Source organism: Pseudidiomarina planktonica, assembly GCF_900177775.1.
In the GTDB taxonomy this organism is placed as follows: domain Bacteria; phylum Pseudomonadota; class Gammaproteobacteria; order Enterobacterales; family Alteromonadaceae; genus Pseudidiomarina; species Pseudidiomarina planktonica.
Genome location: NZ_FXWH01000002.1, coordinates 26,467 through 47,806, shown reverse-complemented (window position 1 = coordinate 47,806; position 21,340 = coordinate 26,467). Strand labels below are relative to the sequence as shown.

Below are 21,340 nucleotides of genomic sequence, written 5' to 3'. Positions count from 1 at the left end.
TACATGGCAAATGTGCTTGGCGCGGCGCCAATTAGAGTGTTGATTGTCGAAGATAACCGCGACATTTGCGCGAACATTGCCGCGTACTTTGAAAAGCATAGCTATGTTATGGATTTTGCCTATGACGGTGTCAGCGCGATGCACCTGGCACTGACAAATCCGTTTGACGTTATTGTTCTGGACCTTATGCTTCCAAGGATGGATGGCCTAAGTTTCTGCCAAAAACTAAGAACTGATGCCGACGTAGATACGCCCGTGCTGATGCTAACGGCCAGAGACACGCTTGACGATAAATTGAAGGGGTTCGCCGCGGGAGCCGATGACTATTTGGTCAAACCATTCGAATTACAAGAACTGCATGCGCGACTACAAGCGCTTTACAAACGCAGTCACGGCAAAACCGACAACCTGCTGAAGGTTGGTGAGCTGACTCTGAATAAGTCCACGCTGCAAGTGCATCGTGCGGGACAGCGCGTCGATCTCAACCCTGCTGGTATGAAACTACTGCAACGATTAATGGAACAAGCACCATCTGTGGTGACACGCGATGCTCTCGAAACCTTGTTGTGGGCTGACGAGCCACCCGATGGTGATGCGCTTCGCTCCCACATGTACAAGCTACGGCAGGCTATCGACAAGCCATTTGATAGCCCGCTCATTCATACGGTGCATCGCATCGGTTATCGAATTTCAGAGGACGCTTAGTTATGTACCGCCACAGTTTGCGCAAGCGTGTCGCCATTGCATTTGCGATATGTGTTGCTCTGCTCAGCGTGGTTTGGGGATTCGCGTTCTTAGCCGCGGTCAGGTTGAGCGAAGACCGTGTGCTAACGCAGCAGTTACAGCACGCTGCCGACAATTATCCCTCGCTGGAAACCAACTTACGCGGCTACGATAACGTTGAGAGCTTGCCGGAATCGCTCAGAGACTGGGCGCAGACAAACCCCGCTGCGGGATTGCACGAGTTCGAGGCGGAAGAGTTACATGTGGCAGTAATACCTACCGACAATGAACAGCGACCCGCCTTTGTGGTGTTTGACGTTGCCGGAATCGAAGCGCCATCGTCCGAGGATTGGTGGTATCTGCTGATTATTACCGGTGTTGTAGGCACGCTGGGTGTGCTTGGTTTCGGGCTGGGAATTTTGGTGATGCGTCGAGCAATAGCCCCGGTAACGCACCTTGCTAAAGCGGTTGAGAGCATCGACTTAAAACATCTATCCGCCGAAGATTACAAACGCATCGAATCGAGCCGGTTTGGTGATGATGAAGTTGGCCTGCTCGCTGAAGCTATTGAAAAAACATTAGAGCGTATCAGTGCATTCGTTGATCGGGAGCGATACTTTACCAGTTCCGCCAGTCATGAGTTACGCACGCCAATCACAGTAATAATAGGGGCGCTTGAGCTGCTAGAGCAAAGCGATTTGTCCGCAGCCGATGTAAAGACGTTAAATCGAGTAAGGCGTGCCACGCTCGACATGAAAACCACCATTGAAATGTTCTTGTGCCTTGCGCGCGAAACCGACAACAGCTTGTATCACGAGCAGTTTTCAGTCATGCCAATGGTGAATCATGCGATAGATCAGCAGCGCTACCTGCTGAGCCGAAAGTGCGTGGATGTGAATATCGACGAACTCGCAAAACCCAGCGTGAACGGACATCCGCAGGCTTTTGCTATTGCGGTTAATAACCTAGTGCGAAATGCGTTCGAGCACACGCCCGACGGCCAGGGACCAATCACGATTCGTATTAAGGAGCGCGAGCTGTTAGTCACCAATCAGTTGAGCAGTGACGCAGATCAACCGCACCCGCCAGCCGAGGCGTCATCTCACGGGTACGGTCTGGGTCTGACTATCGTGCAACGGCTGTGTGAGCGTAACAGCTGGTCGTTTTCACTACTCACTGATGAGCAGCGTGTAGTCGCTCGTCTTTCGTGGTGACGGCAGCGGACCACTGTAATTGATTTAGCAAAGGCTCCTGTCGACATCCTTAAGGTGTAAGTTCCGAATCACTTCGAATGCACTTTCCCGCCAATCATCTTATACGCCGGAGTGCCGCGCATCATGGTTTCGCGGGCGAATTGCTGGCCGCAGGCCGGGCAATGGCAGGGGGTTTCGGTAAAATCTTCGGCAATGCGCTCAATAAAGCACTTTACCAGCGCGCCTTTGCCGCCCTTGCGATATTTGAATAACGGTGCGCGGCAGGCCGCGCAGGTTATGTCGACGGTTCGTAATGGCTGTTTTTTGCGTGGTTTAGAGATAATAAACTCCGAATTACTTACCTTTAAATGCGAATACTTTCCAGAACGCGCCATCAATGGATGAGCGCCCTACGCCCAGTATAAAGAGAACGGCTGCAATTCCAAACAACACAGCATAGGTAATCCAGCTGCTCCAGCTTATATCGAAAAATATCCATTCAAACAGAAATATCAGAATGTAAGCGTAAATCAGCGCAGGAATAAGAAATATGGCCAGCGCGATAGCGCCCACTAAGTAGGCAAGTACATATTCGTGTGGTTTGGTTTTTCCGTGGTAGCGCTTGAGGTACCTGTCACTTCCGGACATGTTTCAGTTCCTTTGATTTTCATTAGGGTTCGCGTGGCTTCAATGTTAGCCGATCCCGGCTTAGCACTCACCCCTTATTATCCCTCTATAAATCACTACTACTTTCAAATTCCACACCGGCGATTTCCATCGTGGAATGGGCGCGCTCGCAACGCTCCAGATCAGTCGGTCGGGTTGCGTCGGTTAGCAGCACCACTTTGAAGTCCTCATTGCGGCCATCCAGTGCTGTGGAAGCCACGCAAATGTCTTCGGCCAGGCCACCAATAAGTACACGTTTTACGTCGCGGCGACGCAGCTCTTGCGCCAGCCCGGTTTCGTCAAACGCAGAGCTTTGGTCTTGGTCAAAGCGCGTGCCTTTACTGACTATAACTGCCTGTTCAGGTATTTCTAAATCGGGATGGAATTTGGCTCCGCTACTGTCCTGCAAGCAATGCTCTTCCCACTTACCACCCTGCGCTTTGAAGCTAATATGTCCTTTGGGGTGCCAGCAGCGCGACACATAAATGGGTACGCCTACCTCAGCAGCTTCGCGCATGAGCTCATTCAGTACAGGTATGATTTCGTTCGAGTCTTTGATTTCTAAGTCGCCCCCTTCGCAAAAATCATTCTGCACATCTACCACTATCAGGGCGTCTCCCGATTTCAGCTTGTTGCTCATTGTTAATACCTATTTTTGTTTAGTTCCTATAAGCTTAGCTCATGAGTCACGCTATTTCGAAGAAGCCAAAAGGACTTAGCCAATGAGCCAACTGAAGTTAAGCGGTAAGCGCATTTTAGTCACTCACGCGGATTTATTTATGGGCCCGGCGCTGTGTGAGGTGCTAGCGGAGCAGGGCGCCGAGGTTATTGCCAGTACGGAAGCACTGGCCACCAGCACCGAGGTGCAGCAGCTTATTGAGCGCGCCGGCGACCTTGATGTAGTGCTGGTGAACTTAGGTGTGGCTGCGCCTTCAACGCCCGCCACTGAGGTTACCGACAACGAATGGCAGCAGGTATTCGGTGCCCTGGTTGACCCGTTGCCGCGTATTATTCGTGAAGTACTACCGGCAATGGTTGAGCGTCGCTCGGGAAAGATTTTATTAATGGGTAGTGCTTCGGCGCTGCGCGGAATTAAGCGTGCCTCAACTTACAGTGCGGCGCGTGGGGCGCAGTTGGCTTACATCCAATCGGTAGGGATGGAAGTAGCCGCGCATAACGTGCAGGTGAATGCCATAGCCCAGAACTTTGTGGATAACGCCACCTACTTCCCGCCCGAGGTTCAACAGAACCCGCGCTTTCAGGAGCGCTTAAAACGGGAAGTGCCACTTGGCCGCTTGGTGAGTGCCCGCGAAGACGCTGAATTTGCGGCCTTCTTATGCAGTGATGCCGCCGACTGTTTTGTTGGTCAGATATTCCCGGTAGCCGGCGGTTGGGTTACGCGCTAATGAAAAGCCCGCAGTTGATGCGGGCAAATATTTCACAGTTAATGCAGCTTCAGGCGCGGTCGCAAACGTCTGTTAATACCCTGCACGGCAATAAACAGCATGGTTTTGAAGTAGCCATGCACTTCCACCTGATGCATACGATACAACGACTTATACATAATACGCGCCAGCCAGCCTTCTACCATCATGGCGCCTTTGGTGAGGTTGCCCATTAAGCTACCCACCGCGGTATAGCTGGACAGCGACACCAGCGATCCACGGTCATTAAACACAAACGGGTCTAATGGCTTATTGGCTTGCTGACGTAATAGGTTGGTATACACAATCTTCGCCATTTGATGTGCAGCCTGCGCTCGCGGCGGCACCCAGGATCCATCAGACCGCTCAAACCCAGCGCTGTCGCCGAGTACAAAAATGTCGTTATCACCTTTGGCCAACAAACTCTCTTCCACCACAATCTGGTTACGCTTGTTCGTTTTAAGTCCATCAATTTTGGTCAGCAACTCAGGCGCCTTCACGCCTGCCGCCCATATTTTCAGGGGCGCCTCGAAACTCTCGTCGTCGCCGGTATAAATGGCATCAGCCGTCACCTTCACCACGGGTTTATTCACCAACACTTGTACGCCCAGCTTTTCTAGTTCTTGCTTCGCCGCATCAGCAATACGCTCGGGCAGCGCAGGAAGAATGCGGGGGCCGGCTTCTATTAGCGTAATGCGTAGCTGATTCATTTCAAAATCATCAAAACCGTAGGTGCGAATGAGCTCAGCTGACTTATGCAGTTCCGCCGCCAGTTCAACACCGGTGGCACCAGCACCAACAATAGCCACCTGCAGCGGCTTCACATATTTTTGTGCCTGCAGTGCCAGGAAGGTGTTCATTAGGGTGTGATGGAACTCGGTGGCTTGCTTAACGCTGTCCAGGCAATAACAATGTTCTGCTACGCCCTCGGTACCGAAGTCATTAGTTACTGAGCCAATGGAAATAACGAGTTTGGTGTACTCGATTTCACGTTCGGCAACCAATTCGTCGCCTTTGTCATTCAGAATTGCGGCCAGAGTAATGGTTTTTTCTTTGCGGTTTACGCCAGTTAACTGGCCAGGCTGGAAATGAAAGCCAACATTAGCGGCTTGAACGCGGTAATCAACTCCGTCAATGTCAGCATCTAATGCGCCAGCTGCTACTTCATGCAACAAGGGCTTCCAAACATGGGTCAGGTTTTTGTCGACCAGGCTAACCCGAACCTTGTTGTCTTTTTTGTACTTGCGCCCCAGTTTAGTAACTAGCTCCAGCCCACCTGCACCACCACCAACAACCACAATATGTTGACTTGGCATGAAATTCCATCTCCCGCTTATGCATAACCGCAAAGGTTTTGACTATTGTAAAACGCCCATAAAAAAAGGCAAACCGGTTACGGCTTGCCTTTCTAAGGTTTGTGCTGCCGATAACCTTATAGGTTAGCCCTGCGCACGAACAGCGTAGATTAAATAGCTACGATGTTTTCAGCTTGAGGACCTTTAGGGCCTTGAGTTACAGAGAACTCAACGCGCTGGCCTTCAGCTAAAGTTTTGAAGCCTGAGCTAGTAATAGCACTGAAATGGGCGAATACGTCAGCGCCATCTTCACGCTCGATAAAACCAAAACCTTTAGCTTCGTTGAACCATTTTACTGAACCAGTAATTGTATTAGACATAATTTATGTACCTGTATTTTTGAGTATATGCCTCATTGAGGCGGTCATGCGGGGAAAAAATAACTGAAACTTAAAACTACAGGACGATGGAATTACGAATAATGCAACGAAGTGGAGTATCTAAATATATATTTTCTATCCGACGCCGTGGAGACTACGCCTATTCCAGCCGAAGTCAATGATGTTCTGCTATTTATTATCAGGAGTGGTTTTGGCTTTGTGCTTGCTAGCTGACAAGTCTTCAATCTCAGCCTCGTCTGCAGCCAGATTGTTCAGCCAACGATTCGGTATGATACGACGCAGTTGTTTTCCTGCTTTTAGCCGGAATCTTTTACTATGAATGCAAATACCACCGAGCAAACCAAATAAACAGCCTAACAAGGTATCGTAAAAACGCGCTTCAATGAGCGTGTCGACCGAGGTTTCCCCAAGCGAGGCGGCTTCGGCTATTAAAATAGTAAGCGGCGTGAAGAAAATGGCCGCAACCACATAGTGACGCACCACCATGAACTCGATAAGAAAGGCCAATAACATCATAACCAGCGCAATGCTCCACTGATTCAGCGGCTGCTCGAGTAAAAACCATGCCAGCAGCATCCCAATAGCAGTGCCTAATACCCGGTGCAATTGCTTGTCCCAAATGTCCCGTACCGATGCGCCTTGAATAACAGCTAAACAACTAAGCGGCACCCAGTACGGTTTTTCGAGCTGCAACAACTGGGCAACGGCCAGCGACAGCCCAATAAAGAAGCCGATAACCACCGCATCGAACACCACAAAGCCGAAGGTAGGTCGCGGCCAGGGCAGCACACGGTGTGGCGCCCGTATGCGTAATACGTTCACGCTATAAAAAAACGCAATGGCGCAGGCAAGTATGGTGCCCATACTAAATAGGCCAATCATGAGTGGTACTGAACGGCCGTCCATAGGGGTGTAGGCGGCAATTCCGGCAGCGGTGATAAAGAACAAGCTACCCGGCGGCCCCAGGCCGTAAAAGCGGCTGACCATGGTAGCCAATACGCTGATAAAAATTAGGCTAGGCACCATAAACACCGGGAAAAACTGGCTGATCAAACCAAGTGTATAACACGCCGTCATACCGAAGGCACAAGCCATTAACTTCAGCATGCGGTGGTATAGCGGCGTTTCCGGTACATACAAAAACACCAGCCCACCTAACGACGACACCAGACCGTAATCAAGTCGCCCGAAGTAAACTCCCACCAGCAAAGGTAAGCCAATAGCCAAAGCCGCAGCCACCGGCATTTGCCACAGCCGGTCGGTACTGTGGAACGTTAGTAAGTAATGCAGCTCAATTCGAATGCGCTGCTTTAATCGCATCCAACGGGACACCTCTGCCATCTAAATCTTTTCCCTCCTCCTGCTAACTGTGCTCAGCTCAGGCGCCGGAAACTAAAATAGCAACGCCGGCAGCGTATAGCACCAGAATCGACACGCTTTCCAAACCAATTCGGGCCAAACCCTGACGCTCGCGGCGAATCAATCCCATCATAAGCACGCCACTCATGACCATGGTTAACGACACCCAAAATAAGGCGTCATCGGACATTTGGTGGTAAATAGAGCCGTCACGATAAGCAACGTCAGAAGCCGCTGTAAACAGCGTATCAAAAGCGTTACCGCCAATAATACCGCCAACGGCAAGCGTGAGCGCACCGCGCCGAACGGCGGCAATAGAAGTCACTAACTCAGGAATAGAGGTACACACTGCGGTAAGTAAAACGCCTATTACGGTATGACTGATACCGGCTTCAGCAGCAATAGTGGTGGCCGAGGGTTCCAATAACCAGCCGGTTATTCCCAAAACTAAAAACAACAAGGTAAATTCCATCCAAAGCTGCGGTAGCGACGGCATTTTGCGAGTATCGTCGGGCACATCTTCCAGTGTGTCACTGGTGCTTACTGCGGTCCACATAGGCTCTTCCTGGGAACCTCGCACCAACCGGATACCGTAAATATAAAAACCAAACAATAACGGTGTAATAGGGTGAATACCCCACACCGTAAATTCAGGTGTAAAGGGTGCCAGCAGAATAAAGCCGAGCAGTGAAATGAGCAGGCCATTCTGCATCATGTTCGGCACCGAGGCCGCTGCGTGTTCCAGATTAGCCTTACGGTATGCCATATCTGCCAATGCCAGGAAGAATGTTTGTACCGCAATACCACCTAAAGCATTACTAACGGCTAATTCGGCGTGGCCGTTCCAGGCAGCCGTTACCGACAGCACCGAACCACCGATTGAGGTTGACGCGCCAAGCAGCACTGCACCGGCCGCAGCCTCGCCAATACCGGTTCGGTCAGCTAGCTGATCAACCACCCGCGTAATGCGTGTGCCGGCTACCGCAATAACCAGTGCACAGAGGCTAAAAACACTGATTGCCTGAAATAACGTCCAACTATCGGGATTTAGAAGTGACAACTTACCCCCTCGAGTTATGGTTTATCGGTTTTTGTCACGCACTGAGTCAGAATTTGCTCAAAAAAATCAGCGCCTTTACGGCGCGCAAATTCCATATTCCGCTGGGGAATGTTTTCCGGATCTTCGTAGTTCGCCAGTGCTTGTTCTAAGCTCGATTCTCGCAGCAGGTGCAGAATTGGGTAGGGTGCACGATTGGTGTAGTTGGCCGCGTCACTTTGCAGTTCACCGTCGAAGCAGTAGTCGGGATGAAAGCTGGCGAGTTGATAAACACCTTCGTAATTTTGCGCCAGCAATAAGTCGTTAGCCAGATCGAGTAAGTCCAGATACTGGTAAAAGCCTTCGTAGCCGTGCGGCAGAATAAACAAGGTGGTTTCGGTTTCCGGATGCTCATCTAAATAGGTGCATTCATCAATCAGCTGAGTGAGCACCGCTTGCGGACTCTGCTGTTCGGCAACCACATAACGAATACTATTGCGTTCAAGCTCACGCCGCGCAAAGGGGCAGATATTGTATTTCACAATAAGCTGCTCAACCCAGCGCTGCGTGTGCTCTATGTAGTTCGCCATAGCTTAACGGGCGCGATCCAGTACGAATTCAAGCGCACCTACTACCGAGGCTACCTGTGCCTGAATACACTCTTCTGGCGTTGCGTTTGCACTATCGGGATACACTTCCGTAGTGGTCACGTACTTGGCTTTGGTTAGGCCCATGCACAGACCGAGCTTTGCCACTGCGTAATTGATAGCGCCTTCCTGAGCTACGGTTTCGCCAATCAGCTTGCCGTGTTCATCGGCTTCGGCAATGTGCGTAACCTTTGCGACTGAATCCAACACTGCAAGCTGAAATTCAGGTGCCGGTTTGTCAGAATCACCAACCAGATAAAAGCCATCGGGAATATTCCAGTTGGTATTTACTGTGCCGTCGCGAGCGGCTTTGGCAGGACGAAACTCACTGTTGTCGGTGTCTGTAGTTTCGTGCAAATCAACATGAACCAGAATCTCTGTTGGCACGCTTTCCATTAAGCTCATCAGTGCGGCCGCCTCTGGCGCCGGGCTATTTTTTACAAATGAGCGATTTGGATCCACGGCTAACGGGTTCCAGCGGTTAATGGTTTCATAACCCCAGGGGCTGACACAGGGAGCCACCACAATATTAAATTTTTCGGCGTAACCTTTAGCCTTGGTTTCCAGAAAACGCAGCGCGCCATGCACACCACTGGTTTCGTAACCATGCACGCCGCCAGTTACTAGTATAGTTGGTTTGTTATGGTCCCAATTGCGGGTTTTAACGGCATATAGCGGGTAGGTTTTTGCATCAAATTGTTGGTAATCCAGACTGCCATACTGTTCCACATCAAAGGTGTCTTTCAGGCCTTCCAGTTTATTCACAACGTCGTCAAAGTAGGAACGCTGGTTGCTTTGCTGGGCTAACCAGGTGGCTTTTTCTTCATCACCCCAAGGTTTACCCTCGGTTCCTATTTTGTATATATGCTTCTGTGACATTCTGTGACCCTGTTGAAGATTAGAAATAGTAGTCACAGAATGATACCAGAGCCGGGCGTTTACCCAAACTCAGGCTGGCGAATTAATTCTCTTCGGCAGGTTCGGGTTCGGGTACGGGTACGGGTTCAGGCTGCGGCACAAATATAGCCATTCCCTTACCTGCTTTTGCGCTCATACCAATAGAGGTTCCAATGCCAATACCAACACTTGAGCTGCGCGAGTGAGTACCACCGCCGGTGCCAAGTGATACCGCACCACTTTGCTGATCACCAGTGGTTTGCAATAACACCCCGTTAGCGCCAAGTTTAGCCGCCTCTTTTTTTAACCGCTCAATCATGACGTCCATTTTAGCTTGCTCTGAAAAGGTCATGGATGCCTTGCTGGAAGCTTCAATAAAGGCGATTTCTTCGTACACCTCAGGTGGTTCCAGATAAAGCACGACCTGTTCAGGGGTAATAGCCGGGCGTGTTTCGCCAACCACCACGGCCGACGAAGATGAACAACCACTAATGAGCAGGCTGCCTAGGCTAATAAACATAACGGGAATAAAGTACAAACGGCTGCGCATTAGAGTCCACCTTGCTAAGAAAAAAACTCAACTGCAGCTAACATGGGTTAACTGCGCTTTCAGTATAGCTTAGTTATAGCGAACTGCTTGCGTAGGCAGTTGCGTTAAGCGCTTAGGCGTTATCAATACCAAAGGCGGCATGATAATGAACAAAGCCTTGCGCGGTTGCGGCGGTGAATGCGCGCGCCTGAAAATATTCCGGCGGTACATTCGCCAGCACCAACTTAGGTTCAGCCCGAAAACCAAAACGTTGATAGTAATCAGGTTCGCCCAGCACCACGCAACCAGCCGCACCGCGTTGTTGCAACTGTGCCAAGGCAGTAAAAATAAGTTGCGAACCAACCCCTCGGGATTGTTGCTCTGGCACTACAGAAACCGGACCAAGGCCATACCAATTAAGGCTACCATCGGTGATTTCCACCGGTGAAATGGCCACATGACCGATAACTTCACCAGCAAGTTCAGCCACCAAAGAAACAGTGAGCGCGCCAGCACTGCGCAACGTATTCACAATCACATGCTCGCTCTGATCGCTATGCTCCACATCGCGAAAAGCTAACACGGTAATACGTTCAATGGCCGCTTCATCGCTAGCACATTCAGGTCTGATAATGACATTACTCATGATTCGCACTCATCCCAAAACAATGTTCGTCGGCCGGGAATTTCCCACTACGAACGTCCGTTTCAAATTCCGCAAACACCTTCGCTATAGTGGAGCTCAGATTCACATATTGCTTGGCAAACTTTGGCGTGAAGTCGGTAAATAGCCCAAGCATATCTTCAGTCACTAGCACCTGACCGTCACACGCCGGTGATGCGCCAATACCAATGGTTGGTATTGCAACGGCCTCGGTAACCCGCCGGGCAGCAGCTTCAAACACGCCTTCAACTAACAACGAAAAGGCACCCGCGTGTTGATAAGCCAATGCTTCTTTAATCAATAACTCCGTGGTTTGCTCAGTTCGAGCCTGCGCTTTAAAGCCACCCATGACGTTGGCATGCTGCGGCCGCAAACCAATATGCGCCATCACCGGAATACCCCGCTGTACCAGGAAATCAACGGTTTCAACCAGCTCCATACCGCCCTCTAGCTTCACCGCCTGCGCTCCGGTTTCTATTAATACCCGTGCGCAATTTCGGTAAGCCTGCTCCTTTGATTCCTGATAGGTGGCAAACGGTATATCAATAACCACACAGGCACGCTCGGCACCGCGCACTACCGCTACACCATGCAGAATCATCATGTCCAGCGTAACCGGCAACGTAGAGTCAAAGCCATAAGCCACCATACCGGTGGAGTCACCCACAATAATAAGGTCAACGTATGGGTCCATAAGCGCTGCCATAGGTTTGGTATAGGCAGTAAGCGAAACAATTTGGCCGCGCCCTTTCATGGCTTGTATTTTGGTAGTGGTTATTTTGCTAGTAGAGGTATGCGTACTCATGCGTTCAAGTCCAAGTTTTCAGAGGCCGCTTAGCCTCATAAAGTGACCGGACTTTAGTAACTCCCCAAGGTTATTGGTAGGTACACATGGCTGCTTAAACTACTACACAGTTGACTGTTTAGTCTTGTCCAAGTGCTTTTAGGAAGCCTTGTTTGTCTTCGGGTGAAATCATTAGTTTTTTGTCGTTACCATAGCAAATGAGTAACCGATCAAGACTAAGCGCGGGATTCGACAATGGGCTGCGGGTTTCAGTAATTGAGGATATTTCGCTCCGTTCAATCACCCATTTAAAAGGGCCGCTACGAACTTTTAGTTCGCTTTGCGTTACTGTGTATTTGGTCGACAATATTAACCAAAATGGCAGCACGACACCGGTGGCAAGAATAACCACAGCCAGAAATACATTAGGTACGGTTGGTAGCAAAAATAGCAAAACCGCCGCGGCTGATAATGATAGGGCTATACCCAGACCCAGAATTGACAGCAGCCAGTTATCAACTTTTGATTCAAATACCATATCTGCGTTCTCCTTAACTCAATTGATCAGTTGTTGCACACGCTGCTTCAACTGCGGAATCAATTCTGTTTCAAACCAGGGATTGCGGCGCAACCATAAGTTATTTCGAGGGCTAGGGTGTGGCAAAGGTACTATTTCGGGCCAGTACTCGCGCCAGCGTTGCACACGTTCTGTAACTGTCATTTTAGGGCCGCTGAAATGCCAGTCGTGCGCATAACGACCAATAGCCAAGGTTAGCTTCTGATGTTCTAAATGCGGTAGCAATTTATGTCGCCATGCCGGGGCACATTCAGGTCGTGGAGGTAAATCGCCCGACTTGCCAGTGCCCGGATAACAAAACCCCATAGGCACAATAGCCAGTTGTTTGGCGTTGTAAAAAGTATCTGCAGTTATCCCAAGCCAGTTCCGCAAGCGATCACCGCTGGCGTCATCAAATGGCTTACCTGATGCATGTACCTTGCGCCCCGGAGCCTGCCCAACTAATAGAATGCGGGCCTTCGGATGAAACTGTACCACTGGTCGCGGCCCGAGAGGTAAGTGCTTCTCACACAAAGTGCAGGCTCGAATTTGCGCAAGTAATTGGCGCGTTTCTGAGTTCATTACAGCGGTGCGTTCCTTGCGCGCTCCATAATTTCAGCCAGTTCGGGTTTTACCGGCATCGGCTTAAACGGGCTCACATTCGCTCCACCGGTGTTACCTGTGGGAACCAAGCCCACAGCTGTTTTAGTGGTGGCTCCAACAATACGTAGTAATTGCCCCAACAACTCACGCCACTGTCGTTCCCGCACGCTCCAGCGCAGCATTAACCAATGGGTGCGCACATGCAGACGGGTTGAGTTTTGCCCCAGCACATGGGCGTTCTCCAGATGCGTAAAGGCTTTGCTCGAATTCCCAGCCGCATGGGCTTGTTCAGCTAAGTTAATTTCAGCTTCCACGTAGGGTCGAATATTGTCGGTATAACTCATTCGTCCTCCTTCCCCTCTGACTCTTCCACTGCTACCGGCTCAAATACGGCCAGAGTGCCTGCCACTGTGCTTAGCAGTGTGAGTTGATTTGCCTGCAGCACATAGCTGTCTGTTTGCGCCACTAAATCCGCCAATTCTTGCTCGGGGTTTGCTGTTTGACACGCCATTTTAGTAGTAGCCAGCAACGCCAGCTCAATACCGTTGTTGTCGCTCAACTGATAACTGCTACGAAACCTGTTACAGCCAAGAAAGCCACTCACAATGCCATGTTTAGTAAAGCCAAAAACCACCGGTTCCGCCAGTTTATATTCGGCCTCAACCGCCTCGCCATTCAGGGTTTTCAATTGCCAGTATCTGGGTTTTGTCAGAAGCTGCTTTGCTTGTGCCGCTGGCATGGTTTTACTGAGTGCATGCTGTTGCTTACTGGTAGCACTGACCTGAAGCAAACTCCCTTCCGCAACTTGGTATTCGGCGGGCTCGGTATTCATATTATCCAGAATGATATGAGACCCTGCGTCATTCCAATAAAACAGCCCCTGCGAGCGAAACTCGGTTCCTGTTTTGCCAAGATAGTGGCTTTGTAATGTATAGCTGTTGTCGGGGGTTAAGTTGAGTCTGGTAAAGATGCCGGCACAGTCGTCACAAGGCAGTACGCCGCTATAAGGCCCGGCCCAGTCTAATGCGTTGCGACTGTTGTGCATGTCCGGCGCACTGGTGTTGTCACCGTCCGGCTTACCTGCGCAGGCGCCGAGCGCTGTTAGTAGCGCTACCGCCAGTATAAAACGCGACAATGTGTAAGGGTACATGGCTGTCACCTGTTAACCAGTTGATGTTCGGGCCAATTGCGCCAGTTGTTTATCATGCCATTTCGATAGCGTTAGCAAAGCTAAAATAGCACCTAACAGCGCAAATCCCATGTCTGACTGCGTGTCCCAAATATAGCCCTGAGTTCCTAAGAATGCGTCAGCGCCGGAGCCCGAGGCTACCGCCACCCACCATTCAATCAGCTCATAAAAAGCGCTAAAGGCCAGGCATACTGAAATGATAAACAGGTTGCGCCAAGCCGGGCTCTTCACCACGCTATGCCGAATTAGCAGCTCGCGGGCCAGAATAGCGGGCACAAAACCCTGGGCCAAATGGCCGAGCTTGTCATAATTATTTCGTTCAAATCCAAACCACTCTTTAAACGACTCAAACAACGGCACTTCCGCATAAGTAAAGTGGGAACCTACCATTAAAATAACCGCGTGCACCAAGATCAGCACATACAGCAACGGAGTTAGCGGGAACCGCTTATAAGTATAAGCTAGTAGTAGCACCGCAATAATGGCTGGTAGTGCTTCCAGAAACCAAACGAAGTAATCCTTAGGTTCAATGGCCGACCATATGAGCACGGCAAAAAATACAGCTAACCATAGGGCAATTGCTATTCGTTGCTTGGTTGTCATGGTTTATACCTTTAGTTATTTGCCGGCCAGTTCACGATGATGCTCTTTTATAGCTTTAGTGAGCGATTCATCCTGTGAGTTTCCCAAGCGATTTGTTATTTCTGCGGCCTGTTCACTGTTACCTTGTAGCTGATATAGCTGTGCCAGCCGAAACTCGGCCCAGTCGCGACTTGGCAAATCTGGTTTACCCGGGTTCTCGTCTAAATAGCTTTCAATAGCGGCTGTGCCTTCCGCCACATGATTGCCGCTGAATACCGCAGTGCGGGCAACCTGATACAGCGCACTCAAGCGCGCCTTCTCACTGCGCTCATCGGGCGCTTGTTGCTGGCTACCCGCAACAAATAACTCATGCGCTCGCTGATATTCAGTTTCAGCCTGTGCATTCAGCCCGGCTAGAAAATAAAAATCAGGAATTTCGCTATGGGTTTCAACGGCCTCTTTTAGGCGGCGCTGAAATATTTCTTGCTGGTCGTCTGCACGCAGGTAATCCAACTCGGCAATCATGCCTGAACGAGCATCTAACTTGGCAATTTCTTGCACCTGTTCCCAGGCCAGCTCCATGTCGCCACCGGCAATGCCCGGAGCCGCCAGATAAAAGCCCATGAGCCCTTGTCGGTACAGCACAGTTTCAGGTTCCAGCTCCACCGCCCGCTGAAAGCTGTGCAATGCCTTTTTGGCATAGCCAAGCGCGGAAAAAATCGAGGTGTTCGCTTGCGCACCCATAGTAATACCACGCTGAAATTGGGCTTCCGCGTAGTCAGGAGCCAGTTCAACAGCTTGGTCTATGAGTTCTTCTGACTCATCAAGATCTTCTCTGCGCACTATTTGCGACAAGTACATTAACGCCGTAGGGTGATTCGGATGTGCCTCAAACACCTGTCTGGCAGTATCAAAGTCGCCATTTTCAAATGCGGTTACGGCCTCATCCAGCTCCGCATCGGCGGCAGCCGCTGTTGTTACTAACAAAGCGGCAGTGGCAATTAGTTGTAGTAATGCTTTGCGCATTAGTCATTCATCCTTGTCATGAGTTCGGATTACTCTGATGGTAGCCGATTTTGCCGTACAACGGCGCGTTTTTACTATTCCTATAAAAAAAGCCCCTCATTGTGAGGGGCCTGTTCAGTAAAACTCGTGCGGCTTATGCCTGTTGTGACGCTATCCACTGGTCAACACGGCGCTCCAAAATAGGTAATGGCAAGGCGCCGCCACCCAAAATGGTGTCGTGGAAACCACGGATATCAAACTTGTCACCCAGCGCTTCACGTGCTTTTTCACGCAGCTCCAGAATCTTAATCATACCGATTTTGTACGAAGTAGCCTGACCCGGCATCACCAGATAACGACGTACTTCTGAACGCACGGCACCTTCAGCAATTGGCGTGTATTCCTGGAAATAAGCAACGGCTTCTTCTTCGGTCCAGCCTTTTGCGTGCAAGCCGGTATCAACTACCAGGCGCACCGCACGCCACATTTCAGTAATTAAGCGGCCAAAATCGGTGTAGTCACTTTCGTAAGCACCCATTTCTTTTGCCAGTAGCTCGGAGTACAGCGCCCAACCTTCAGAATATACGGTGAAGCCAGCTTGCGTGCGGAACTCTGGTACCGAGGTTAGCTCTTGTGCAATAGAAATCTGCATATGGTGGCCCGGACTACCTTCGTGGTAAGCAATGGCTTCCATTTCATTTTTTGGCATAGAGCTCATGTCTGACAAATGCGCATAGTATACGCCTGGACGAGACCCATCAGGCGTGCCCGGGAAGTAATGCTGTGCCGCGCCGTCTTGTTCACGGAAAGGCTCAACCCGTTTCACTACCAAATCAGCTTTTGGCAAAATACCGAAGTACTCAGGTAGCTTCTCGTCAATGTAAGCCAGGTATTTACGTGAATCTTCCAGATAACCTTCAGCACCTTCGTCGTTGTTCGGATAGAAGAACTGCTCGTCGGTACGAATAAAGGTAAAGAATTCCTGCAAGTCGCCTTCAAAACCAACGCGCTCACGAATTTCGTTCATTTCTTTGGTTAAGCGCTCAACTTCGGCCAAACCAATATTGTGAATTTCATCTGCCGTTAAGTCGGTGGTGGTTGAGGCTTTCAAACGCATGTTGTAGTAGTCCATGCCGTTTTCAAACTGGCTTACACCGGTTGCCACTTCAGCGGTATTTTCAATGTCGCTTTCCAACCAGGTGATTAAGCTTTCATAAGCGGGTTTAAACTCGTTCACCAGGGCATCAGCCGCTTGCTGTTCCAGTTCAGCAGCTCGCTCAGCGGAAATTTCTCCAGCTTCAAGCAAGGTGTTGATTTTCATTTTCGCATTGCCAAACAAGCTTGAATCTTCATCGCTGTCGTCAAACGGCGCGCCTTCAATCAGGCCTTTGGCTTCTTTAGTTACTTGCTCATAAGCAAAACGTGGCGCACGAATACCATGCTCAACTTGCTCCTTAGCACGCACCAACAATTGTTCAATACCAGTGCCAACGCCTTCAATACGGCTAATCAGCGCTTCCATGTCGCTTTCACTTTCAACCTGATGGAAGTTCATCAGAATTTGCGGCAGGAAGGTGTGTGCTCCGCGCATTTGGTCAAATACATAATCCATATGCGGGAATTCTGCGGCGTCTTTCGCGCGCTCATACTGGAACATCCACACGTCGTATGAGGTTTTGGCTTCGTCACTTAACTCGTCGTAGTTAAACTGATTTTTCAGCTCTTCAACGCTTTGCTTCATCCAGTCCAACTGGCGCTTTTCTGCCGCACGGGTTAAGTCATCAATTTCACCGTAACGTTCTTTGCGACCTAAGAAGGTTAACTGAATTGGGCTTTGCAGCAGTTGTTCTTCGTATTTGGTGTCGAACCAGGCATTCAAACGCTCAGATTCTGATTGTTGTTCAGCGCTGCTTGCCTGTTGTTGTTGTGGATCTGTTGCCTGAACCGACTGGCTGGCATCCTGACCGCAACCGGCCAGTAAGCCCATAATGGTAAGGGCCAGGAGTGAATGACGCATTGAGTGGTGCATGGTGCCGCTTCCTTGTTAGTTCGTTAATTGATCAGGGTGTTTTAGATAATTGTTATAGATCATGCTTCAATGTGAATAATCGCCAGCCACAAGTCAAGCATGCAGTAGGCACAGATACCTGCCAAAATGAACTTTTTACGGCTAAATTCGTTCCTATTCACAGACTATTACAAAAAACATAGGTTTAGCTAACGCCGCTAACGGAGACTTCTTTCATGTTCAGAGCCCTACAACAACTTATTCGCACCACTGCATCAACGAATACTGACATCCAGGAAGGTGTTGCGGGTTTATCGCACGCGCAAGTAATGGCGGTGGCGCTCATGCTGGAAATTGCTCAGGCCGACCATGAGTTGGACGACGCCGAGCGCACTACCGTACTAGATCACCTGCAGAGCGAACTGGGCCTTACTGAAACCGCTGCCGACGAAGTTTTTAAACACGCGCAGCAACTGGCTGACGATGCTGTGTCATTACGGGATTTCACCCAACATGTGAAACAAGGTGAGTATCACGAGCGCGTGGCCATTTTTAAAGCACTGTGGCAAACAGCCTATGCTGATGGAACGCTGGATCCACATGAAGAAGCTATGCTACGAAAAATCGCTGACTTACTTTATATCTCGCACGCCGACTATATTCGTTTGAAAATTACGGTATTAGAAAACTCAAACGCTTAGTCTGCTTTTCCCAATATGGGCTGCAGGCAGTTCCGCAGGTGCTCATGCCAGAAACTGGCAGCTTGCTGCATGGCATTACGGCCAATAGTAATTTCGCAAACACTGCAGTCGCCCTCTACCGCCCGGGGCTGTGGCAAAATAATCACCTGATGCTGGTTTGCATAATCTATTACCGCTTGTAGCAGGTCATCGGGTTCGCAGGCAATATGCAGGTGAAACATTGCTGTTTGTGCGGGCGCTGGGTTCACCCGTACACCTTCAATGTCCTGCAACATGGTACTCAATTCTCGCGCATAACTTACTGCGTCGCTAACCGCACCGCCATTCTCGGCCAGGCCCTGCTGCGCCGCTAATATGTATGGGTATAAGTTGATTAGGTTGCCGCCGGCGCGACGAACCCAAACGCGGGCTTCGGCAATAAAGTTATCATCACCCAGCAAGAGTGCGCCAGCGATACCGCCAATATCTTTGTAAAAACTCACATAAACCGAATCAGCCAAAGCCGCAATTTCGGCCAGGCTATGATTGAGTGCTGCCGGACATTGCCATAGACGGGCGCCGTCAATATGCACAGCAATACCATGCGATTTAGCCCAGCGCACCTGTGCGCACAAGTCATCCCAGCTCGGCAGCTGTCCGCCAATCTCGCGCATGGGTAGTTCTAATACTATGGCGGCAGGAAGTTCTGTTGGGGTGGTTGAAAGTGCTTCTAAATCGGCAACCGTCAGCACTTTGCTGGCCGTGCCAAGCGTAACCGCGGTCAAGCCCCACAAAGCACTATAACCCTGCTGTTCATGCAGCAGTAAATGCGAGGTAGGATGCAAACCAATGCGATTATTGCCAGCTTTATCACAGTGAATTTTAAGTGCTACCGGCTGAGCCAGGGTTCCACTTGGTAAAAACAAGGCGGCGGGTTTATTAAACTCCGCCGCCAACTGCTTTTCAAAGTCTTCAATTAACGCGCCAGCACCGTAGTTGTCGGGTTCCGCGTAAGCTTCCGCCCGCTCCGCCAGTAAGCGCAGCGTTGCTGCCATAGACCGCCCGGGATGGCGCAGCAATGAATGCTTTGCCGCTTTGGTGGCTTGCTGATAAGCCCGGTGAAGTTCCGGGCTTGAAGTGCGATAACCCACTTTTGCTCCTAATGCTGTTTACTCGCCAATGTCCTCGTTCCAAAGTTCTGGCGAAGCACTAATGAACAAGTCCATTAGCTCAACACAACGTTCGTTATGCACAACATCTAACTCAACGCCCCGGCTTACCAGCAGTTCCTCTTCGCCCAGAAAGGTTTTATGTTCACCAATCACAACTTTTGGAATGCCGTACAGTAAAATAGCGCCACTGCACATGGCGCACGGAGACAGCGTGGTATACAAAGTAGACTCTTGATACACCTTGGCAGGTTGGCGTCCGGCGTTTTCCAGTGCATCCATTTCACCATGTAAGGTAGGGCTACCTGACTGAACCCGACGGTTATGGCCACGACCAATAATTTTGCCGTGATGAACCAGCACCGAGCCAATTGGAATACCGCCTTCGGCTAAACCTTTTTCGGCTTCCTCAATGGCTGCCTGCATAAATGGATCAAGCGTCATCGCAACTCCTTTGTTTCGTTTATTTAGTCGTCATCGCGATTGATGCTAAAGGCGCCACTTGGCCCCGGAAACACCACCGGACTTTCAAAACCGTCATCACTGACACTGGCCACACCAAAGTAATAGTTATCTATAACCACATTTTCCAGTGTGAATTCATTTACATCGCCCACGTAACGGCTGTACTGCCATTGCGGTGCATCGGTGTAACGCCAGTAAATTTTGTAGCCCGCCGCGCCGTTTACTTTATTCCAGCTTAGGGTGGTGCTTGGCTTCACGGCGCCAGCAATACTTACTTTTGCCGGTGGTGCCGGAGCCCAGGCCATATTCGCTAACGCCGCCGCATTCAACGATGTCAGCTTGGCCGCGTAGTCGAAGTTCACCCCATCAATGGTGTCACCGTACTCAATGCCGTTTTCGGTGCGCAAGTCCTGATGCTGGCGATTGTAGTTTTCATTGGTTTCCATAATGCGCACACCCGGAAAGCCAAGGTCATTAAACGGACGGTGATGACCACCACGACCAAATCGGTCTAACCGGTATACCACCATTGTGTCTAGGTTCGGAATATAACGATCCGCTACCCAATCCACATAACGCGCCACATTTCGGGTTGGCGAATCGACTTCACCACCAGTGTAGCGACGGCGGGTTTCTTCACGGTCAGTTTCATCCATACGCGTGCCCTCGGCGAAAATACGAGCCGTGGTGTTGTTAATAACGCCGTTAATGCCTTCAATATTGCCGATCATGTCGTTGTTCAGTACGGCTTCAATATTCCAGCCGTCGGCTTTGGCTTGCTCGGCCATAATGCGGCCACCAAACAACCCTTGTTCTTCACCAGCAAGCGCGGCATACACAATGCTGCCGTCAAATTTATACTGGCTCAGCACTCGCGCGGCTTCTAAGGCACCGGCAACACCGGAGGCGTTATCGTTGGCACCAGGCGCATCGGAGGTGAAATCCATAACATCGGAAACGCGTGAATCAATATCACCCGACATAATCACGTAGCGGTTCGGGTCTTGGGTGCCTTTTTGCACAGCAATAACACTCACCACTTCTACTGGATCCGGAATGCGGGTTTCACCTTCAATAACCTGCGACTGAAAATACACGTCTAAGCAGTTGCCACAGGCGGCTGAAATCTTTTCAAATTCCGCTTTAATCCAGCGGCGCGCAGCACCAATTCCACGGGTATCAGACTCCGTTTCAGACAGCGTGTGGCGGGTTCCGAAACTCACCAGTTTTTCGATATCACGTTCAATATTTTCAGCCGATACCTGCGCCACTATCTCATGAATTTTTGCCTGATCCTGATAATCCACTTGTGGGTTTTCAGCTGCAACAGCTGCGGTACTGAAACCACCCGCTAAGGCCATAGCTGGCAGTAACTTAGCTAAGGCTGATTTATTCATCGCCATGGGAACTCCTGAGTTTACGATAAGTTGTCTAGATTCAAATTGTGCTTTCACCTTAACCCAGA

Annotated in this window: 26 protein-coding genes; 4 read left to right on the top strand and 22 right to left on the bottom strand. The window is 50.2% G+C overall.

Annotated elements, in window-relative coordinates; all coding sequences use genetic code 11:
* Positions 1 to 3 precede the first annotated feature (3 nt).
* Together CCE91_RS08980 and CCE91_RS08975 are read left to right on the top strand one after the other, a co-directional pair.
* A complete protein-coding gene (locus CCE91_RS08980; protein WP_456107101.1) occupies positions 4 to 705 on the top strand; it encodes a response regulator transcription factor in 702 nt (233 codons plus the stop codon).
* Positions 706 to 707: 2 nt separating this feature from the next.
* A complete protein-coding gene (locus tag CCE91_RS08975; protein ID WP_086434948.1) occupies positions 708 to 1,937 on the top strand; it encodes a sensor histidine kinase in 1,230 nt (409 codons plus the stop codon).
* Between the two features lie 68 nt (positions 1,938 to 2,005).
* On the opposite strand, the gene CCE91_RS08970 is transcribed toward CCE91_RS08975, so the two are convergent.
* The 3 genes from CCE91_RS08970 to CCE91_RS08960 all read right to left on the bottom strand — a co-directional run bounded on the left by CCE91_RS08970 (position 2,006) and on the right by CCE91_RS08960 (position 3,222).
* The gene (locus CCE91_RS08970) at positions 2,006 to 2,257 is read right to left on the bottom strand and encodes a hypothetical protein (RefSeq protein WP_086435183.1); all 252 of its coding nucleotides are present in this window, start codon (positions 2,255 to 2,257) and stop codon (positions 2,006 to 2,008) included.
* A 13-nt stretch (positions 2,258 to 2,270) separates the two neighbouring features.
* Positions 2,271 to 2,564, bottom strand: a complete 294-nt coding sequence (locus CCE91_RS08965; RefSeq protein WP_086434947.1) for a hypothetical protein — start codon at positions 2,562 to 2,564, stop codon at positions 2,271 to 2,273.
* 85 nt (positions 2,565 to 2,649) lie between these two features.
* Positions 2,650 to 3,222, bottom strand: coding sequence for an isochorismatase family protein (locus tag CCE91_RS08960; protein ID WP_086434946.1), 573 nt, complete (start codon positions 3,220 to 3,222; stop codon positions 2,650 to 2,652).
* 82 nt (positions 3,223 to 3,304) lie between these two features.
* Between CCE91_RS08960 and CCE91_RS08955 the strand changes: the two genes are divergently transcribed.
* A complete protein-coding gene (locus CCE91_RS08955) occupies positions 3,305 to 3,988 on the top strand; it encodes an SDR family oxidoreductase (RefSeq protein ID WP_086434945.1) in 684 nt (227 codons plus the stop codon).
* Positions 3,989 to 4,026: 38 nt separating this feature from the next.
* Here CCE91_RS08955 and CCE91_RS08950 read toward each other — a convergent pair whose 3' ends face one another.
* The 16 genes from CCE91_RS08950 to CCE91_RS08875 form a co-directional block, all read right to left on the bottom strand.
* The gene (locus CCE91_RS08950) at positions 4,027 to 5,322 is read right to left on the bottom strand and encodes an NAD(P)/FAD-dependent oxidoreductase (protein ID WP_086434944.1); all 1,296 of its coding nucleotides are present in this window, start codon (positions 5,320 to 5,322) and stop codon (positions 4,027 to 4,029) included.
* A gap of 149 nt (positions 5,323 to 5,471) precedes the next feature.
* A complete protein-coding gene (locus tag CCE91_RS08945) occupies positions 5,472 to 5,681 on the bottom strand; it encodes a cold-shock protein (RefSeq protein WP_086434943.1) in 210 nt (69 codons plus the stop codon).
* A 189-nt stretch (positions 5,682 to 5,870) separates the two neighbouring features.
* Entirely contained in the window at positions 5,871 to 7,022 is a 1,152-nt protein-coding gene (locus CCE91_RS08940; protein ID WP_198678023.1) for an FUSC family protein, read from the bottom strand.
* Positions 7,023 to 7,080: 58 nt separating this feature from the next.
* Positions 7,081 to 8,121, bottom strand: a complete 1,041-nt coding sequence (locus CCE91_RS08935) for a sodium:calcium antiporter (protein WP_086434941.1) — start codon at positions 8,119 to 8,121, stop codon at positions 7,081 to 7,083.
* Positions 8,122 to 8,135: 14 nt separating this feature from the next.
* Positions 8,136 to 8,687: a DUF1415 domain-containing protein gene (locus CCE91_RS08930; protein ID WP_086434940.1), complete on the bottom strand. Its 552-nt coding sequence runs from the start codon at positions 8,685 to 8,687 to the stop codon at positions 8,136 to 8,138.
* A gap of 3 nt (positions 8,688 to 8,690) precedes the next feature.
* Positions 8,691 to 9,623 carry a M14 family metallopeptidase gene (locus tag CCE91_RS08925; RefSeq protein WP_086434939.1) on the bottom strand — a complete coding sequence of 311 codons (933 nt, stop codon included), beginning with the start codon at positions 9,621 to 9,623 and terminating at the stop codon, positions 8,691 to 8,693.
* Between the two features lie 82 nt (positions 9,624 to 9,705).
* Positions 9,706 to 10,191, bottom strand: coding sequence for a hypothetical protein (locus CCE91_RS08920; protein ID WP_234996310.1), 486 nt, complete (start codon positions 10,189 to 10,191; stop codon positions 9,706 to 9,708).
* Positions 10,192 to 10,303: 112 nt separating this feature from the next.
* Positions 10,304 to 10,816 (bottom strand): GNAT family N-acetyltransferase, encoded by a 513-nt coding sequence (locus CCE91_RS08915; protein WP_086434938.1) that lies wholly within the window; start codon positions 10,814 to 10,816, stop codon positions 10,304 to 10,306.
* Complete coding sequence (panB, locus tag CCE91_RS08910; RefSeq protein WP_086434937.1) at positions 10,809 to 11,639, bottom strand: 3-methyl-2-oxobutanoate hydroxymethyltransferase; 831 nt, start codon at positions 11,637 to 11,639, stop codon at positions 10,809 to 10,811. Before panB ends, CCE91_RS08915 begins: the two co-directional genes overlap by 8 nt.
* Positions 11,640 to 11,757: 118 nt before the next feature.
* A complete protein-coding gene (locus CCE91_RS08905) occupies positions 11,758 to 12,156 on the bottom strand; it encodes a PH domain-containing protein (protein ID WP_086434936.1) in 399 nt (132 codons plus the stop codon).
* 18 nt (positions 12,157 to 12,174) lie between these two features.
* Positions 12,175 to 12,756 (bottom strand): uracil-DNA glycosylase family protein, encoded by a 582-nt coding sequence (locus CCE91_RS08900; RefSeq protein WP_086434935.1) that lies wholly within the window; start codon positions 12,754 to 12,756, stop codon positions 12,175 to 12,177.
* Positions 12,756 to 13,121 carry a DUF3703 domain-containing protein gene (locus CCE91_RS08895; RefSeq protein ID WP_086434934.1) on the bottom strand — a complete coding sequence of 122 codons (366 nt, stop codon included), beginning with the start codon at positions 13,119 to 13,121 and terminating at the stop codon, positions 12,756 to 12,758. Before CCE91_RS08895 ends, CCE91_RS08900 begins: the two co-directional genes overlap by 1 nt.
* Positions 13,118 to 13,927, bottom strand: a complete 810-nt coding sequence (locus tag CCE91_RS08890) for a copper resistance protein NlpE N-terminal domain-containing protein (protein ID WP_086434933.1) — start codon at positions 13,925 to 13,927, stop codon at positions 13,118 to 13,120. The genes CCE91_RS08895 and CCE91_RS08890 overlap by 4 nt, the downstream gene beginning before the upstream one ends.
* Positions 13,928 to 13,939: 12 nt before the next feature.
* On the bottom strand, positions 13,940 to 14,569 hold the full coding sequence (locus CCE91_RS08885; protein WP_086434932.1) for a DUF2238 domain-containing protein: 630 nt from the start codon (positions 14,567 to 14,569) through the stop codon (positions 13,940 to 13,942).
* 15 nt (positions 14,570 to 14,584) lie between these two features.
* Positions 14,585 to 15,574: a tetratricopeptide repeat protein gene (locus CCE91_RS08880; RefSeq protein ID WP_086434931.1), complete on the bottom strand. Its 990-nt coding sequence runs from the start codon at positions 15,572 to 15,574 to the stop codon at positions 14,585 to 14,587.
* A gap of 133 nt (positions 15,575 to 15,707) precedes the next feature.
* Positions 15,708 to 17,582, bottom strand: coding sequence for a DUF885 domain-containing protein (locus tag CCE91_RS08875; protein WP_234996309.1), 1,875 nt, complete (start codon positions 17,580 to 17,582; stop codon positions 15,708 to 15,710).
* Between the two features lie 215 nt (positions 17,583 to 17,797).
* Between CCE91_RS08875 and CCE91_RS08870 the strand changes: the two genes are divergently transcribed.
* Positions 17,798 to 18,262 (top strand): tellurite resistance TerB family protein, encoded by a 465-nt coding sequence (locus CCE91_RS08870; protein ID WP_086434930.1) that lies wholly within the window; start codon positions 17,798 to 17,800, stop codon positions 18,260 to 18,262.
* On the opposite strand, the gene CCE91_RS08865 is transcribed toward CCE91_RS08870, so the two are convergent.
* The 3 genes from CCE91_RS08865 to CCE91_RS08855 are packed head-to-tail and all read right to left on the bottom strand — an operon-like array spanning position 18,259 to position 21,236.
* Positions 18,259 to 19,392 (bottom strand): threonine aldolase family protein, encoded by a 1,134-nt coding sequence (locus CCE91_RS08865; RefSeq protein ID WP_234996308.1) that lies wholly within the window; start codon positions 19,390 to 19,392, stop codon positions 18,259 to 18,261. The genes CCE91_RS08870 and CCE91_RS08865 overlap by 4 nt on opposite strands.
* An 18-nt stretch (positions 19,393 to 19,410) precedes the next feature.
* On the bottom strand, positions 19,411 to 19,854 hold the full coding sequence (locus CCE91_RS08860; RefSeq protein ID WP_086434929.1) for a nucleoside deaminase: 444 nt from the start codon (positions 19,852 to 19,854) through the stop codon (positions 19,411 to 19,413).
* Between the two features lie 23 nt (positions 19,855 to 19,877).
* Entirely contained in the window at positions 19,878 to 21,236 is a 1,359-nt protein-coding gene (locus CCE91_RS08855) for a M28 family metallopeptidase (protein WP_234996318.1), read from the bottom strand.
* Positions 21,237 to 21,340 lie beyond the last annotated feature (104 nt).